The organism is Mesorhizobium sp. M1078, from assembly GCF_040318615.1.
Lineage (GTDB): Bacteria > Pseudomonadota > Alphaproteobacteria > Rhizobiales > Rhizobiaceae > Mesorhizobium.
Genome location: NZ_JAMYMP010000026.1, coordinates 1 through 15,536 on the forward strand (window position 1 = coordinate 1; position 15,536 = coordinate 15,536).

At 64.0% G+C, this 15,536-nt stretch carries 14 protein-coding genes; 1 reads left to right on the plus strand and 13 read right to left on the minus strand.

The annotated features are described in order from the left end of the window. Window positions 1-246: 246 nt before the first annotated feature. From NKH38_RS25100 to NKH38_RS25160, 13 genes are all read right to left on the minus strand, one after another. Window positions 247-468, minus strand: a complete 222-nt coding sequence (locus NKH38_RS25100; RefSeq protein WP_023689120.1) for a hypothetical protein — start codon at window positions 466-468, stop codon at window positions 247-249. Between the two features lie 135 nt (window positions 469-603). Beyond that, complete coding sequence (locus NKH38_RS25105; protein WP_352763886.1) at window positions 604-1,233, minus strand: hypothetical protein; 630 nt, start codon at window positions 1,231-1,233, stop codon at window positions 604-606. A 77-nt stretch (window positions 1,234-1,310) separates the two neighbouring features. Beyond that, window positions 1,311-2,066, minus strand: a complete 756-nt coding sequence (locus NKH38_RS25110) for an SDR family NAD(P)-dependent oxidoreductase (protein WP_023672713.1) — start codon at window positions 2,064-2,066, stop codon at window positions 1,311-1,313. Between the two features lie 30 nt (window positions 2,067-2,096). Next, window positions 2,097-3,578, minus strand: coding sequence for an amidophosphoribosyltransferase (purF, locus tag NKH38_RS25115; protein ID WP_023672714.1), 1,482 nt, complete (start codon window positions 3,576-3,578; stop codon window positions 2,097-2,099). A 108-nt stretch (window positions 3,579-3,686) separates the two neighbouring features. Then, a complete protein-coding gene (locus tag NKH38_RS25120) occupies window positions 3,687-4,352 on the minus strand; it encodes a CvpA family protein (protein ID WP_023672715.1) in 666 nt (221 codons plus the stop codon). 48 nt (window positions 4,353-4,400) lie between these two features. Further along, on the minus strand, window positions 4,401-5,804 hold the full coding sequence (radA, locus tag NKH38_RS25125; RefSeq protein ID WP_023672716.1) for a DNA repair protein RadA: 1,404 nt from the start codon (window positions 5,802-5,804) through the stop codon (window positions 4,401-4,403). Between the two features lie 230 nt (window positions 5,805-6,034). Beyond that, window positions 6,035-7,528 carry a replicative DNA helicase gene (locus tag NKH38_RS25130; protein WP_023731144.1) on the minus strand — a complete coding sequence of 498 codons (1,494 nt, stop codon included), beginning with the start codon at window positions 7,526-7,528 and terminating at the stop codon, window positions 6,035-6,037. A gap of 221 nt (window positions 7,529-7,749) precedes the next feature. Beyond that, window positions 7,750-8,727, minus strand: coding sequence for a small ribosomal subunit Rsm22 family protein (locus tag NKH38_RS25135; RefSeq protein ID WP_352763879.1), 978 nt, complete (start codon window positions 8,725-8,727; stop codon window positions 7,750-7,752). Window positions 8,728-8,883: 156 nt separating this feature from the next. Then, window positions 8,884-10,233, minus strand: coding sequence for a cyclopropane fatty acid synthase (locus NKH38_RS25140; RefSeq protein ID WP_023672720.1), 1,350 nt, complete (start codon window positions 10,231-10,233; stop codon window positions 8,884-8,886). A 186-nt stretch (window positions 10,234-10,419) separates the two neighbouring features. Beyond that, window positions 10,420-11,007 (minus strand): 50S ribosomal protein L9, encoded by a 588-nt coding sequence (gene rplI, locus NKH38_RS25145; protein ID WP_023672721.1) that lies wholly within the window; start codon window positions 11,005-11,007, stop codon window positions 10,420-10,422. A 266-nt stretch (window positions 11,008-11,273) separates the two neighbouring features. Beyond that, window positions 11,274-11,522, minus strand: a complete 249-nt coding sequence (rpsR, locus tag NKH38_RS25150) for a 30S ribosomal protein S18 (RefSeq protein ID WP_006203718.1) — start codon at window positions 11,520-11,522, stop codon at window positions 11,274-11,276. Continuing rightward, window positions 11,522-12,022, minus strand: a complete 501-nt coding sequence (gene rpsF, locus NKH38_RS25155) for a 30S ribosomal protein S6 (protein ID WP_023672722.1) — start codon at window positions 12,020-12,022, stop codon at window positions 11,522-11,524. Before rpsF ends, rpsR begins: the two co-directional genes overlap by 1 nt. Before the next feature lie 311 nt (window positions 12,023-12,333). Further along, on the minus strand, window positions 12,334-14,262 hold the full coding sequence (locus NKH38_RS25160; protein ID WP_352763874.1) for an LTA synthase family protein: 1,929 nt from the start codon (window positions 14,260-14,262) through the stop codon (window positions 12,334-12,336). A gap of 277 nt (window positions 14,263-14,539) precedes the next feature. Between NKH38_RS25160 and fabD the strand changes: the two genes are divergently transcribed. Next, window positions 14,540-15,487, plus strand: coding sequence for an ACP S-malonyltransferase (gene fabD, locus NKH38_RS25165; protein ID WP_023805665.1), 948 nt, complete (start codon window positions 14,540-14,542; stop codon window positions 15,485-15,487). Window positions 15,488-15,536 lie beyond the last annotated feature (49 nt).

Here is a 15,536-nt window from a genome sequence, read left to right on the forward strand (position 1 = left end):
ATCGTCTCGGCCCAGCCGTCATCAACAAGCGATTCGTGTGTCATCGCAGTGTAGAATCACACCCGATTCCGCAGGGCAATACCTATCTTAGCGCCTATGCCCTTGAGGGGGAGATGTCGCCGAAGGCGACAGAGGGGGTCGGGCCGACTGGACGCGACGCCCTTTGTGCGGAAGGAGGTTGGCACTCTACGCGAGGCGACCCCCTCCGGCCTGCCGGCCATCTCCCCCTCGAGGGGGGAGACTACGCTACTGCGCCGCCGGCTCTTCCGCATCACCCTCATCGGTGAAAGGCGAGGCGCTCGGCACGCAATTGACCGCCCAGCCGGCCGGCGTCGGCTGCTTCTGATATTCGGTAATCGCGTTTGTGCACTGTTCGCGGGTGTCGAAGGTGCTGGGCAGCACCACCATGCCGCCTTGCGGGCCGGCGATCACCAGGTACCAGACCAATGCTACGCTGGGAGCAGCCATGGGAATTCCTCGCTTTGCTGGGTGTCGGAGTCGGGTCGACCCTAGCAACTCCCGGCTGATGGCGAAAGCAGGGCGATGGGGGAGGGACCTGCCGGACCATCACAGACCCGTGAACGAACCGCTCCCAGACGTCTCTCAGTTCGCGGCAAAGCAGTAGAACAGGCCGTCGCCGCCGGTGCCTTTCAGCGCCTCCTGGCTGCAGCCGCCGCGCGAGGCATGCGAGGAGTTCCAGGATTTCGCCGCCGCCGACTCATCAAGGCCGGTGCGGTCGTGATGGCCCATCATCGCCGCGCCCTCCGCCCCGCTCAAGGTCCAGTCGCCGCAGGTCTGGTCGGCGATCTTGGTGCCGTCAGGCTTCGAGCCGGTCAATATGTCGTGCCGGTTCGGCTTGTCGCCGCGGCCATTGACCACTTGGCCCTTCTCGGTCAGCGCCGTCTGCTTGTTGATGGCGTTGGCGTTGCTGTGCAGCGAGGCGACGTCATCGGCAATCTTCTCGCCCTTGGCGTTGACCCAGGGACCCTTGCCGATACGGTCGCGCGCATCGACATTGGCGCTCGAGAGATAGGCGTGCCATTCCTTGCCGGTAACCCCAGCCGCTTCCGCCAGCGAGGCGCAATGCGCGTCGGCACCCTTGAGACCGCCGAGATCGGCGCCCTTGCCGGAACCGACGCTGGTGACGAAGAAACTCATCTTGGCGTCTTGCGCCAGCGCCACCCCGGCTGTGGCGGCAATCGCGGCGGCGGCAACGAGAAGAAGTCTACGCATGTCGGTCCTCCGGTTTCGAATGTCCTACATTCGAAGAAACGTAACTGGAGGCCTGTTTAATCCCGCTACAACCCGGTTTATTCCGGCTGCCGGTAGGCGACGAAGCGGTTGTTCTTGACCTGGAAGATCAGCCCCGTCTCTTTCATCTCGGGGCTCGCCAGCGGCACGATGCGTTTTGCCACCTCTGACGGGTGCGGCAGCGTTTCCGGATCCTCGCCGGGCGCGGCCTGCGCACGCATGGCGGTGCGGGTGGCGCCGGGGTCGACCGCATTGATGCGGAGCGGCAGGCTCTGCGTCTCATGCGCCCAGGAACGCGTCATGGCTTCCACAGCCGCCTTCGACGCCGCATAGGGCGCCCAGAAGGCGCGCGCCGAATGCGCGGCCCCGGACGACATGAGAATGGCGCGGCCGGCGTCGGACAGCCTGAGCAGCGGGTCGACCGAGCGGATCAGCCGCCAGGTCGAGGTGACATTGATGGTCATAACCTTCTCGAAGGTTTTGGCCTCGACATGGCCGATCGGCGAGATGACGCCGAGCACACCGGCATTGGCCACCAGAATGTCGAGCTTGCCCCAGCGCTCGTGAATGGCGCCGCCCAGCCGGTCGATGCCGGCCATGTCTGAGAGGTCGAGAGGCACCAACGTCGCTTCGCCCTTGCCGGTTTTCGCGCGCTCGGCCTTGATCTGGTCGTCGAGTTCTTCCAGCCCGCCGACGGTCCGGGCTACCGCAATGACATGGGCCCCAGCGGCGGCAAGTTCCTTGGCGATGAAGTAGCCGATGCCGCGCGAGGCGCCGGTAACGACCGCGACGCGGCCGGAGAGGTCGAGGGTCATGCGAGCGCTTTCAAGGATAGCAGTTGGGCTTTACGCCCCGTTGTTCGCCAGCAGCGACAGCGTGCGCACATTGTCGTGACCTTCGAAGTCGAGCAGGCGGGTCGGGTACTGGCCGGTGAAACAGGCGTCGCAGAATTGCGGCTGCTCATTGTCGCGGCTGGCTTCGCCGACGGCGCGGTAGAGCCCGTCAATGGTGAGGAAGCCGAGCGAATCGACACGGATGAACTCGGCCATTTCCTCGATCGACATGCGCGATGCCAAAAGCTTCGACTTCTCCGGCGTGTCGACGCCGTAGAAGCACGACGCGCTGGTCGGCGGCGAGGCGATGCGCATATGCACTTCCTTGGCGCCGGCGTCGCGCACCATCTGCACGATTTTCTGGCTGGTGGTGCCGCGCACGATCGAATCGTCGACCAACACCACGCGCTTGCCCTCGATCATCCGGCGGTTGGCGTTGTGCTTGAGCTTGACGCCCATATGGCGGATCGAATCGCCGGGCTGGATGAAGGTTCGGCCGACATAGTGGTTGCGGATGATACCGAGTTCGAAGGGGATGCCTGCCGCCTGGGAGAAGCCGATTGCCGCCGGCGTGCCGGAATCCGGCACCGGCACGACGATATCGGCCTCGACCGGGCTTTCCTGCGCCAATTCGGCGCCGATACGCTTGCGCACTTCGTAGACATTGCGGCCTTCGACCGAGGAGTCCGGGCGGGCGAAATAGACATATTCGAAGATGCAGAAGCGGGTCTTCTGCGGCTCGAAGGGGAACAGGCTCTCGATGCCCTTCGAGGTCACCACGACCATTTCGCCGGGCTTCAGGTCGCGCACGAAGCGGGCGCCGATAATGTCGAGCGCGCAGGTTTCGGAGGCCAGGATCCAGGCGCCGTCGAGGTCGCCGAGCACCAGCGGGCGGATGCCGAGCGGATCGCGGCAGCCGATCATCTTCTTGGAGGTCATCGCGACCAGCGAGAAAGCGCCTTCGACCTGACGCACGGCGTCGATGAAGCGCGAATTCAAATCGCGTTCCTTGCTGGTGGCAACGAGATGCAGCAGCGTCTCGGTGTCGGAGGTCGACGAGAAGATCGCGCCCTGTTTCTGCAGCGCGCGCTGCACGGTCATGGCGTTGGTGAGATTGCCGTTATGGGCGACGGCGAAGCCGCCATCGGCGAGTTCGGCGAAGAAAGGCTGGATGTTACGCATGCCGGCGCCGCCGGTCGTGGCATAGCGCGTGTGGCCGATGGCACGGTTGCCTTGCAGGCTGTCGATGACGTGCTGCTTGGTGAAGGTGTCACCGATCAGGCCGACATGGCGTTCGACATGGAACTGCGTGCCGTCATAGGAGACGATGCCGGCCGCTTCCTGGCCGCGATGCTGCAGCGCATGCAGGCCTAGCGTGACGATGGCCGCAGCGTCCTGCCGGCCGAAAATGCCGAACACGCCGCATTCGTCGTGAAAATGATCGTCTGCTTCGGCGGAAAGCACGTCGTCCGCGTCTGCCTTCGAAACTGCCATGGGGCTCAAGCTCCGCTAAAATGGCCATATAGTGCGATAGCGCCGCGAAAGCAACGTAGTCAGGCCGGAACTGCCGGGATGGCGCCTGTCCGGCACCATCCGTCCGTATCAGTTTGCCGGCGCGGCCGGAGCCGGAGCAGCGGGCGCGGGTGCGTTATCGGCCGGAGCGTCGGTCTCGTCGTCGGGCGCCGGCGTATCGTCACCGGTTGCCGGAGCATCCGCCGCCGGTGCATCGGCCGCCGGAGGCGTCTCGGCTGCCGGCTGATTCGGATTGAGCTTCTTCAGGATGGCGTTTTCCGGATCTTCGGGCAGCAGGCTTTCCAGCTTGGCGCCGATGGTCTCGAGCAGCGGCTTCGACTTGGCGTTGGCGATCCAGGCAGGGGCCTTGGCGCCGGCCAGCCAGTTGAAGAACAGCAGCGCCACGGCGACGACGAGGACGCCGCGCGCGGCGCCATAGAGGAAGCCCAGCGTACGGTCGAGCGCGCCGATCCTGGAATCGATGATCCAGTCGGCAAGCTTCATGGTGATGACGGAAACGACGATCAGCGCGATGAGGAAGACGATGCCGGCGGATGCCGCCATGGCGATCTTGTCGCTTTCGACATAGGGCTGAACGTAAGGCAGCACCGGCTTGTAGAAGAAGAATGCCGCCGCGGCGGCAGCCGCCCAGGACACGACGGACAGGATTTCGCGTGACAGGCCGCGAACCATGGCGAGCATCGCCGAGACCAGGGTGAAGCCGACGAGAATTCCGTCCAGCAGCGTAATCGGCATGTCTTTCGCCCCACTCAGATTGTCTTTTCACGGCTCGGGCGAGCCGCGTCAATCTTCCACGTCGACACGGCTGCGCCGTGAGCCGGCTATGCGTGCGACGAGATCGGCAAGTTCGGTCGGCTGGAAAGCGCCGGCCCCGATCCCCCCGACAACCTCCTCGCTGCCCAAGGGCAGAACCGCACTTCCAAAACCCAGCTTTTCGGCCTCTTTAAGGCGCTGCTGCGCATGCGCAACCGGCCTCACTGCGCCCGACAGGCTGATTTCGCCGAAATAGACGCAATCGGCGGGAAGGGCAAGACCGGTGAGCGACGAAACCAGTGCAGCGGCAACCGCCAGATCGGCCGCCGGCTCGGAAATCCGGTAGCCGCCGGCGACGTTGAGGTAGACATCGTGGGTGCCGAAGCGCACGCCGCAATGGGCTTCGAGCACGGCAAGGATCATCGACAGCCGTGCGCCGTCCCAGCCGACGACGGCACGGCGCGGCGTGCCCAATGTGGACGGCGCCACCAGCGCCTGGATCTCGACCAGCACCGGACGTGTGCCTTCCATGCCGGCAAATACCGCGGCACCCGGCGATTTTGCGTGGCGTTCGCCGAGGAACAGCTCCGACGGATTGGCGACCTCGCGCAAGCCCTTGTCCGACATCTCGAAGACGCCGATCTCGTCGGTCGGCCCAAAACGGTTCTTCACCGTGCGCAGGATGCGGTAGTGATGGCCGCCTTCGCCTTCGAAATAGAGAACGGCGTCGACCATGTGCTCGACGACGCGCGGACCGGCGATCTGGCCTTCCTTGGTGACATGGCCGACCAGCACGATGGCAGCACCGGTGGATTTGGCGTAGCGGATCATCGCTTGCGCCGAGGCGCGCACCTGGGTGACGGTGCCGGGCGCCGAGTCGGCCATGTCGGTCCACAGCGTCTGGATGGAATCGAGGATGACGAGGTCCGGCCTTCTGCCATCGGCTATTGTTGCCAGGATATCCTCGACATTGGTCTCGGCGGCAAGTTCGACCGGCGTGTCGGCGACGCCAAGCCGCTGCGCCCGCAGCCGGATCTGCGCGACAGCCTCTTCGCCCGAGACATAGACGATGCGGTGGCCTTTTGACGCCAATGCTGCTGCGGCCTGGGTAAGCAGCGTCGACTTGCCGATGCCGGGATCCCCGCCGACCAGCAGCGCCGAGCCGCGCACGAAACCGCCGCCGGTGGCGCGGTCGAGTTCGCCAATGCCGGAGATGATCCGCGGCGCATCCTCGATGTCACCGGACAGGCTGGTCAGCACCACGGCGCGGCCCTTGCGCGCATTTCGCGTGTTGGCCGGTCCCGAGCCGATGCCGCCGGACGTGCCTTCCTCGACGAGTGTGTTCCACTCGCCGCAGGCATCGCATTTACCGGCCCAGCGCTGATGCACCGACCCGCAATTCTGGCAGATGAACTGGACGCGCGATTTAGCCATGGAGTGATGCTGCCTGCAAATGACCGAAGGAGGGTGATCCTGCACACCCCTCTCTGTCCTGCCGGACATCTCCCCCGCAAGGGGGGAGATTGGCTATCGTCGCTGCTTTCGCCAATCGCCAACGTGGCAAGATGAGCGCCGTCCGCAAAGCTGCTGATCTCCCCCCTTGCGGGGGAGATGGCCGGCAGGCCAGAGGGGGGTGTGACGGAGCGCTGCGGTAGGCCAAAAAGCTACTCGAACCTCTCCGCAATATGATGCTCTTCGGCGAGGTCGGAAAACCGTGTGAACTCGCCCTGGAAGGCGAGGCTGACCGAACCTGTGGGGCCGTGGCGCTGCTTGGCGACGATGACTTCGGCCTTGCCGCGCATCTCGTTCATCTCGTGTTCCCACTTGATGTACTCGTCGGTGCCGGGCTTCGGCTCGCGGTTCTTCAGATAATATTCCTCGCGATAGACGAACATCACCACGTCGGCGTCCTGCTCGATCGAACCGGATTCGCGAAGATCGGACAGCTGCGGGCGCTTGTCTTCGCGGCTTTCGACCTGACGCGACAGCTGCGACAGCGCGATGATCGGAACGGAGAGTTCCTTGGCCAGCGCCTTGAGGCCGGTGGTGATCTCGGTGATTTCCTGCACCCGGTTCTGCGACGATTTCGCGCTCGACCCCTGCATCAGCTGGATATAGTCGATGACGATGAGGTCGAGGCCGCGCTGACGCTTCAGCCGCCGCGCCCGCGCCGACAGCTGCGCGATAGAGATACCGCCGGTCTGGTCGATGAACAGCGGGATCTTCTGCATGGTCTGCGAGCAGGCGACCAGCTTTTCGAAATCCATCTCCGAAATCTCGCCGCGGCGGATTTTTGACGACGAAATTTCCGTCTGTTCGGAAATGATGCGGGTGGCGAGCTGCTCGGACGACATTTCCAGCGAGAAGAAGCCGACGACGCCGCCATTGGCTGCCTTGAACGAGCCGTCGGCCTGCTGCGCCGGCTCATACATCTCGGCGATGTTGAAGGCGATGTTGGTGGCGAGCGACGTCTTGCCCATGCCCGGACGGCCGGCAATGATGATCAGATCCGACGCCTGCAGGCCACCCATGCGGCGGTCGAGATCGCGCATGCCGGTGGCGAGGCCCGACAAATGGCCGTCGCGCATATAGGCGGCGTTGGCCATGTCGACGGCGGTCTTGACCGCGTCGGTGAAGCTCTCGAAGCCGCCATCATAGCGGCCGGTTTCGGCCAGTTCGAACAGCCGCCGCTCGGCATCCTCGATTTGTTCGGACGGCGCCATGTCGACCGGCGCGTCATAGGCGATGTTGACCATGTCCTCGCCGACGGTAATCAGTGCCCGGCGCGTGGCCAGATCGTAGATGGCGCGGCCATAATCGGTGGCATTGACGACGGTGACGGCTTCGACCGCCAGACGAACCACATATTGCGCCACCGTCATGTCGCCGACCTTCTCGTCGGCCGGCAGGAAGGTTTTCAGCGTGATCGGCGTCGCCACCTTGCCCATGCGGATGAGCTCGGCCGCGACCTCGAAGATTTTCCGGTGCAGCGGCTCGTAGAAATGGCCGGCCTTGAGGAAGTCGGAGACGCGGTAGAAGGCATCGTTGTTGACGAGGATGGCGCCGAGCAGCGCCTGCTCGGCCTCGATGTTGTTCGGCGCTTCACGATAAAGCGGTTGCTGCTCCGCCACGCCGAATTTTCGCGCTGCCTCTGCCATGATGTCCCCGATTTTGATCCCGGCTTCTCGATATCAGAACGAGATAAATCGGTGCTGACCTTTCTGCATCACCGCACGACCAATCAACCTCGATGCCCCGTTGTTCACAGGGGCGGCAAACCGTCCACAGAAGAGTGTTTCCGCGCCCCGATTCCGGTTGACTCAGAAAGGCGCTGACTTCTATCCGAGTCGTTGGAACAGAGCAAGAACAATCTCGGTGATTACCCGCTTCTTCCGTCCAATGTATCGCCCCAGTCCAGCCGCCGCGCTGCCTTGAACAGCTCGCCCTCGCGCTTGGTGAAAAGTGTCTCGCCGGCGCCGCCATCCGGCTGGCACAGTTTGAGCAGCACCTTGCCGGAGCCCGATTTCGGCGGCGCAATCACGCGCGGCTGACGTACAGGCGCGGCTTGCCGCGACGCCGCGACGTAGATGAATTTCTCGTCCTCCCACGGCACGTCGGCGTCCTTGGCCAGGCGGTGCCGGCGCGAGCGGGCGACGCGGCGCGAAAAATGGCACCAGTCGGGCGGCTCAAGCGGGCAGGGCGCCTCATGCGGACAAGGCGCCAGCACGTGCGCCCCGGCCTCCAGCAATTGCCTGCGCACTGCCAGGATGCGCTGCCAGCCTGCCGGTGTGCCGGGCTCCACGATCAGCAGTGTGTCGCCGGTCAAATGCCAGAGCCGGACGACAAGCTTCGGCAGCGATGCCGGCGCGATCTCGTCCAGCACATAGGCGCAGGTGACCAGATCGGCAGGCTTGAGATCGGCGAGGTCGATGGTGACGTCGCCGGCGCGCCAGTCCATCCTGGTGGCGATGGTATCAAGGGCGAGTGACTGGCCAACCTTGCGCACCGCGGCGCTTGCTTCAACCAGAACCGCCTCTTCGAGGTCGGGCCACAGGTCTGTAGTGGCCCAAAGCACCGTGCCAGGACCGGCGCCGACATCGAGCAAGCTCGTTGGCTGGAAATCGGGCCGCGCATAGGCGAGTTCGTCGAGACCGGCCCGTACCACCGCGTAGGTCGCCGGCAGCCGCGTCGCCAGATAGGCTTTTACCGCCATCTCTTCGGCCATGTGCAGGCGGCCGTCGCGCAATTCGGCGCGGTAGCGGTCAGACAGCGTCTTCGCCGCCTGGCGCAGCACCGCCAGCGGTATCGTTTCGAGCAGGCGCTCGACGCCTTGTCGCAGCGAGGCGGGGAGTTCCACGCTCAGGCTCCGCGTGGTGCGAGCACCGAGGCGCCGGCGAACTCGACAAGGGTGGTGGCCATGGTGGGCAGGCAGGTCATTAAAAAGGTCTCGCGAGAACGAGACCTTTTTCAGTGTCAGAGCCGTCAATGGCAAGCGGCAATCGCAATCGAGGCGTTATTCGCGATCCGCCACCTTGCGACGGCGCGCTGGCTTGGCCGCAACGGACCTGACAGCAACGGACCTGGCAGGCACAGACCTAGCGACAGCAGGCTCGGCGGCCGCCGCCTCCTGACGATGCCCCATTTCGCGCATTTCGAGCGCCTTTTCACATTTGGCCATGTAGTCGCGCGTCATCGGCAGCGTGTCGTTCTTCTTGGCGATCTGGATCTGGAAGATCACCAGATCCTGCCAGCGGAAGGCGGCTTCCGAAGCCGCCAGATAGAACTCCCACATCCTGCAGAAGCGCTCGTCGTAGATGGCTTTGGCCTTGTCGCGGTTGGCGGCAAAGCGCTGGCCCCAATGCTTCAGCGTATCGGCATAGTGCAGCCGCAGAATCTCGATGTCGGTGACCACAAGGCCCGACTTCTCGATCGCCGGCATCACCTCCGACAGCGAGGGAATGTAGCCGCCCGGAAAAATGTACTTGCGGATGAAGGCGCTGGTCGCCCACGGCACGCCGGAGCGGCCGATCGTGTGCAAGAGCATGACGCCGTCGGGCTTCAACAACGTCGCCGACTTGTCGAAGAAAGTGCGGAAGTGGTTGACGCCGACATGCTCGAACATGCCGACCGAGACGATGCGGTCGAAGCGTTCGTTGAGTTCGCGGTAGTCCTTGAGGTCGAAATGCACGCGGTCCTGCAAGCCTTGCGCATGCGCCCGGTCGGTGGCGACGCCGTGCTGCTCGGTCGACAGCGTCACGCCTTGCACGTCGACATCGAAAGCCTTGGCGAGATAGAGGCCGAGCCCACCCCAGCCGGAGCCGATATCGAGCACGGTCTGGCCGGCCTTCAGCCTGAGCTTGGCGGCGATATGGCGTTTCTTGGCCATCTGCGCCTCGTCGAGCGTCATGTCCGGCTGTTCGAAATAGGCGCAGGAATACTGCATGTCGTCGTCTAGGAAGAGCCGGTAGAGGTCACCCGACAAATCATAGTGGCGCTGCACGTTGCGGCGCGCCCGTGATGCGGTGTTGATCTGCTGCAGGCGGCGAAAGGCGTGGCGCAGACCCTCGATGGCCTTCGACCAGGTGGCGTCGATACCGCCGCTGCCCATGTTCTGGAAGGCGATGCGCATCATACCCAGTACGCCGCCCTCGATGATGTCGAGTTCGCCGTCCATATAGGCTTCCGGCACGGCCAGCATCGGATCGAAGGTAATGGCGCGCTCGGCATGCGCGGTCTTGATGTGCATATGCACCGGCTCGCCGCTGCCGTCGCCGAAAACCACTGTCGAGCCCTTCGGCCCGGTGACTTTCAGATTGCCCGTACGCACCAGGCGGTCGAGAACGCGCTTCAACAGAATATTCATCACCAAATGTCCCCTCACGGTCAGACTGGCGGACCAATTCTGCAACAATATATAGGGGTTCGAAAAGTTCCATTTGGCACAAAAATGCCCGGGCGAGAGGCCCGGGCATTGGTCCAGAAAGGCTGGATGACGAGGAAGTGATTGGAGCGCTGCTCCCCTCGCTTCCCGATCAGGCCCCGTGCGGGATCAGGCGTTGTCTTCTTCGCCGCCTTCGAACTCGGTGTTCGGGTCGAAGAAGTTCTCCGGCCGTGCGTTGTCGTTGATGTCGTCGCCATAGATGGCTTCGGCGGTGGTCAGCGTCTCGCCCTTGGCCTGGCGCTCGGCTTCGTCGGCCGTGCGGGCGATGTTGAGGCTGATGGTGACCTCGACTTCCGGATGCAGCGCAATCGCCACATTGGTGACGCCGATAGTCTTGATCGGCTGGTTGAGCTGGATCTGGTTGCGGTTGACCGAGAACCCTTCGGCGGTCAGCAGGTCGGCGATGTCGCGGGTCGACACCGAACCGTAGAGCTGGCCTGTCTCGCCGGCCGAACGCACGGCGATGAAGCTCTTGCCGTCGAGCTTTTCGGCAACCTGGCTGGCTTCCGACTTGCGCTCGAGGTTGCGCGCTTCGAGCTGCGCGCGCTGCCCTTCGAACTTCTTCTTGTTGGCTTCGTTGGCGCGCAGCGCCTTGCCCTGCGGCAAGAGAAAGTTGCGGGCAAAGCCGTCCTTGACCTTGACGGTATCGCCCATCTGGCCGAGGCGGGAAACGCGTTCGAGAAGAATCACTTGCATGGTCTTGTTCCTTCGTCTGGCACCGACCGCGGGATCGGCGCCGAATTGAATGGAACAGGTCAGGAAGCTCTGAGCGCCTTGGCGCCGGTGTCGCTGTCCTGCCTGTCGCGGCAGTTAGAGGCTTTTCACCTCAACTCGGGATTTCAATGCATGTCGCCAAAAGTGGTCCCGGTTTTGGGACAACGACATGCATCATCGCATTACCCCTGCGGCGCCCGTCGCCGTGGGAGAAGGAAGCAGGCGGCGAACCGCCTGCTTCGGAGATCTTAGCGAACCACGTAGGGCAGCAGGCCGAGGAAGCGGGCGCGCTTGATCGCCTTGGCGAGTTCGCGCTGCTTCTTCTGGCTGACGGCGGTGATGCGCGACGGCACGATCTTGCCGCGCTCGGAAATGTAGCGCTGCAGAAGACGCACGTCCTTGTAGTCGATCTTGGGCGCGTTGGCGCCGGAGAACGGGCAGGTCTTGCGGCGGCGATGGAACGGGCGCCGGGTCGGGATCTGATTGATGTCGACCATTATTCTGCACCTCCTTCAACGCCTTCGCGCGGACGGCGCGGACCACGATCGCCACCGGCGTCGCCAAATGAGCGCGGCGGACGATCGCCACGGTCGCCGCGGTCACGGTCGCCAAACGAGCGCGGACCACGATCGCCACGGTCGCGGTCGCCGAAGCCGCCGCGTTCCGAGCGCTCTTCGCGCTTCTGCATCATGGCCGACGGGCCTTCCTCATGCGCCTCGACCTTGACGGTCAGGAAACGCAGCACGTCCTCGGACAGGCCCATCTGGCGCTCCATCTCGTTGAGCGCTGCCGGCGGGCAGTTGAGGTCCATAAGCGTGTAGTAAGCCTTCCGGTTCTTGTTGACCCGGTAGGTGAGGGACTTCAGTCCCCAGTTCTCGACCCGGCCGACGGACCCGCCATTTGCGGAGATAACGCCCTTGTACTGTTCGACAAGCGCATCGACCTGCTGCTGCGAGAGGTCCTGCCGGGCAAGGAACACATGTTCGTATAGAGCCATAGTGGTTCAGTGCCTTTCTTCGTTTCTCTCCCGGATCCTCGCGGCAAAGCCTCTGCAACTTCTCTGACCCGCTGGTCCCGAGGGGGCGGGGAAGAAAGGAGCATTTCGAGACGGTCGAGAGCGGAGACACGGGAGGCGGAAGCGCTTCTGGCTTCACACGAAGGTTTTGGGTAAAACCTCCGGCCCTCCGTTCAGCCCCCAGCAAGGACCGGCAGATTGCGGGCGTCTATATAGCAAATTGGCTGGAAGGCAAGGGTAACGCATGCTCCGGACAGCGTCCTGGCGTCGCAGGGTTGGAAAAATACCAGGCATCAACTCGTATGCGGGGTACCACCGTTGATCGTTTCGGGGAAGAAGTCCGGAGCCGCCTTACGCTTGCCGAACATCATGTCGTATTGCAGCAAGCGGTAATCGTTGATCGCCGGATCAACGTCCTTCTGCCGCGCCCAGTCCGGCGTGGCCTCACCTGACGGTGTCAAAAGCAGATTGCGGTCGACGACGCGATAGCGTTCGCGCAGCGCGCCCAGGAAGCCGGTGTAGTAGGGGTGCGTGATCCCGGCCGTGGTAAGGATATGGTAGGGCAGGAAGGCCGGGCTCACGGCGCCCATATCCTGCGCCGGACCGGTGCGGTTAGACCAGATGACCAGCGGCGTCTGATGATGCTCCAGTGCCGCCGCCGGCGTCGGTTCCTTGCGCGGCGCGACATTGTCCTTCAGGTAACCGGTTTCGACATAGACGGGGCCGAGCGGCGGCAGATGGTCGCCGAAGAAGGCGATGACCGTCGGCCGCTCGCGCTTCTTCGCCCATTCGATCAATCGTTCGAGGCCACGGTCGGCATCGGCGGAGCCTTCGGCGTAGCTGAGCAGCGATTCCCGCGCCCATGTGCTGATCGGCGCCGCGACCTTGTGGGTCGGATTGTAATAGCGGTACGGCTCGTAGGGACCGTGGTTCTGCAGGCTGACGGCGAAGAAGAACACCGGCCGCTCGCTGGCGTCGGCCTCTGCGATGATCTCGTCGGTCATCGAGGCATCGGAAGCCAGCGGCCCGCGCTTTTCCAGTGGCGGCAGCGTCTCTTCCGAGCGGAAATCGTTGAAGCCGAAATCGGCATAGACGGCGCCCCTGTTCCAGAACCAGTTGGTGCCCGGATGGATGGCGCGCGCCCGGTATCCCTCGCTTTTCAGGAAGGTCGCCAGCGACGGCGTCGGCGTGCGCACATATTGCTGATAGGGGATCGAGCCCGCCGGCAGGAAGGCATTGGAAAAGCCGGTCAGCGCCTCGAATTCGATGTTGGCGGTCATGCCGCCGAATTCCGGCGAGAACATATAGCCGGAACGCAGCGCCCGCACATTGGGGATCGGGTCAGGCGTGATTGTGACGCCGGGCAGCTTGGTCGGATCCCAGAAAGATTCACTCATCACCACGATGATGTCGGGTTTCTCATCCGGTACCGAGGCCGCCACAGCAGGCCTGTCGATCGCGTCGATCGCCTTGTCGGAATAGCCCGCCGGCGCCGAGACATGCGCCATCGGCACGTTGAGCGCGAAGGCCAGCGCAAACCCGTTGGAGGCGTAGTTCTCCTTCTGGTCCCACATGATCGGGATGATCTGCAGCCGGTCGCGGGTCCACGAGAAGGTGGCGTAGTCCATGATCGAGACGAAGAAGGCGAGCAGCGGCACTGCCAGCGTCAGCCGCGCCAGCCGCCCTTTGCGGCTGAGGATCGGAACCTTGCGGCGCCACAACCGCCAGCCATAGATCAGCAGCGACAGGCCGGCGACGATGCCGACCGCCATGGCGAGCGCCGTCCAGGGCCGCTCGCGCACCAGGAGCGGCATCAGTGCCATGATCTGGCGCGAATAAAGAAAATCGGTTGGGTAGAGCGGATCGCCGAGATAATGCGACTTCTGATGCCCGACAAAGGCCAGCGCCAGCGTCAGCGGCGCCACGATCATCAGGCTCTGGTGACTGCGGCCAAGCACGGCGTCCAGTCCCATCAGCACCAATGCAAAGACAATGATGGTGGTCCAGCCCGGCTTGAATGGCTGCAGGAAGAAGTCGACTGTGCCGAAGAAGTCGCCGCGCACGATCCATTCGATGGCGAACACCAGGATGGCGGAGGCAAGCAGCGTGACCAGACCGTAGCGGATGACCGGCCATCTGCGCCCCGGCAGGTAGCCGGTGGACGGATCGTCTTCCAAGAACTGTGGCGCGGGTACGGCCGCGCCCTTCCTGATCCTAGCCACGTCTCTTCCCCCGGCCCAAGCAACGCGCATTTCCACTCGCGCCACCGTTCTGTCATAGAACTGTCATGCAAAAGCTAGCGCCTGTGGCGAAAATAAGAAGAGCCAGCAAACGATTCGTGAGCGGTTTTCATCAGGTGTGATCGGCAAAAAGCCTTTGGGAACAGGGACTCGAGGTCAGCTCCGGTTCAAGCGAGAGCGGAAATGCCGCCTCCGGGCTTGACTTGACGGTCCGCCTTGCGTCACAGGCAGGAAAAATCAGCCGCTGGAGAGCGCCCAAATGGCCGTCGCATTCACCTTTCCGGGACAGGGCAGCCAGGCTGTCGGCATGGGCAAGGACCTCGCCGACGCCTTCCCCGAGGCACGCAGGGTGTTCGAGGAAGTCGATGATGCGTTGGGCGAAAAGCTGTCGAAACTGATCTGGGAAGGCCCGGAAGAGGCGCTGACCCTGACTGCCAATGCCCAGCCGGCGCTGATGGCGGTCTCGCTGGCGGGAATCCGCTCGCTGGAAGCGCGCGGCTTTTCGCTGAAGGACAAGGTTGCCTACGTTGCCGGTCATTCGCTCGGCGAATATTCCGCCCTTGCCGCGGCCGGTTTCGTTTCGGTCGCCGATGCTGCCCGGCTGCTGCGCATCCGCGGCAACGCCATGCAGGCGGCGGTGCCGGCCGGCGAGGGCGCCATGGCGGCGATCATCGGACTGGAACAGCCCGACGTCGAAGCCGCTTGCACCGAGGCCGCAACGGGATCCGGCCAGGTCTGCCAGATCGCCAACGACAATGGCGGCGGCCAGCTGGTGATCTCCGGCGCCAGGGCGGCGGTGGAACTCGCCGCGAAACTGTGCACCGAAAAGGGCGCCAAGCGGGCGCTGATGCTGCAGGTCTCCGCACCCTTCCATTCGGCGCTGATGGCGCCGGCGGCCGATGTCATGCGCGAGGCGCTGGCGGGCGTGACCAAGAATGCACCGGTCGTGCCCGTCGTCTCCAACGTCACTGTAGCCCCGACCCGCGACCCCGACGAGATCGCGCGCCGCCTGGTCGAGCAGATCACCGGCCGCGTGCGCTGGCGCGAAACGGTGGAGTGGTTCGGCGCCAATGGCGTCGCCACGCTCTTTGAGATCGGCGCCGGCAAGGTGCTTTCCGGCCTGGCGCGGCGGATCAGCCGCGACATCACCACATCGGCCGTCGGCACGCCGGCCGAAGTCGAGGCGGCGCTGGCCGCGCTTGCATAATCCACTGGCGATTCAACCTCTCCCGTGGGAAGGGTGTTCTCTTAAGATC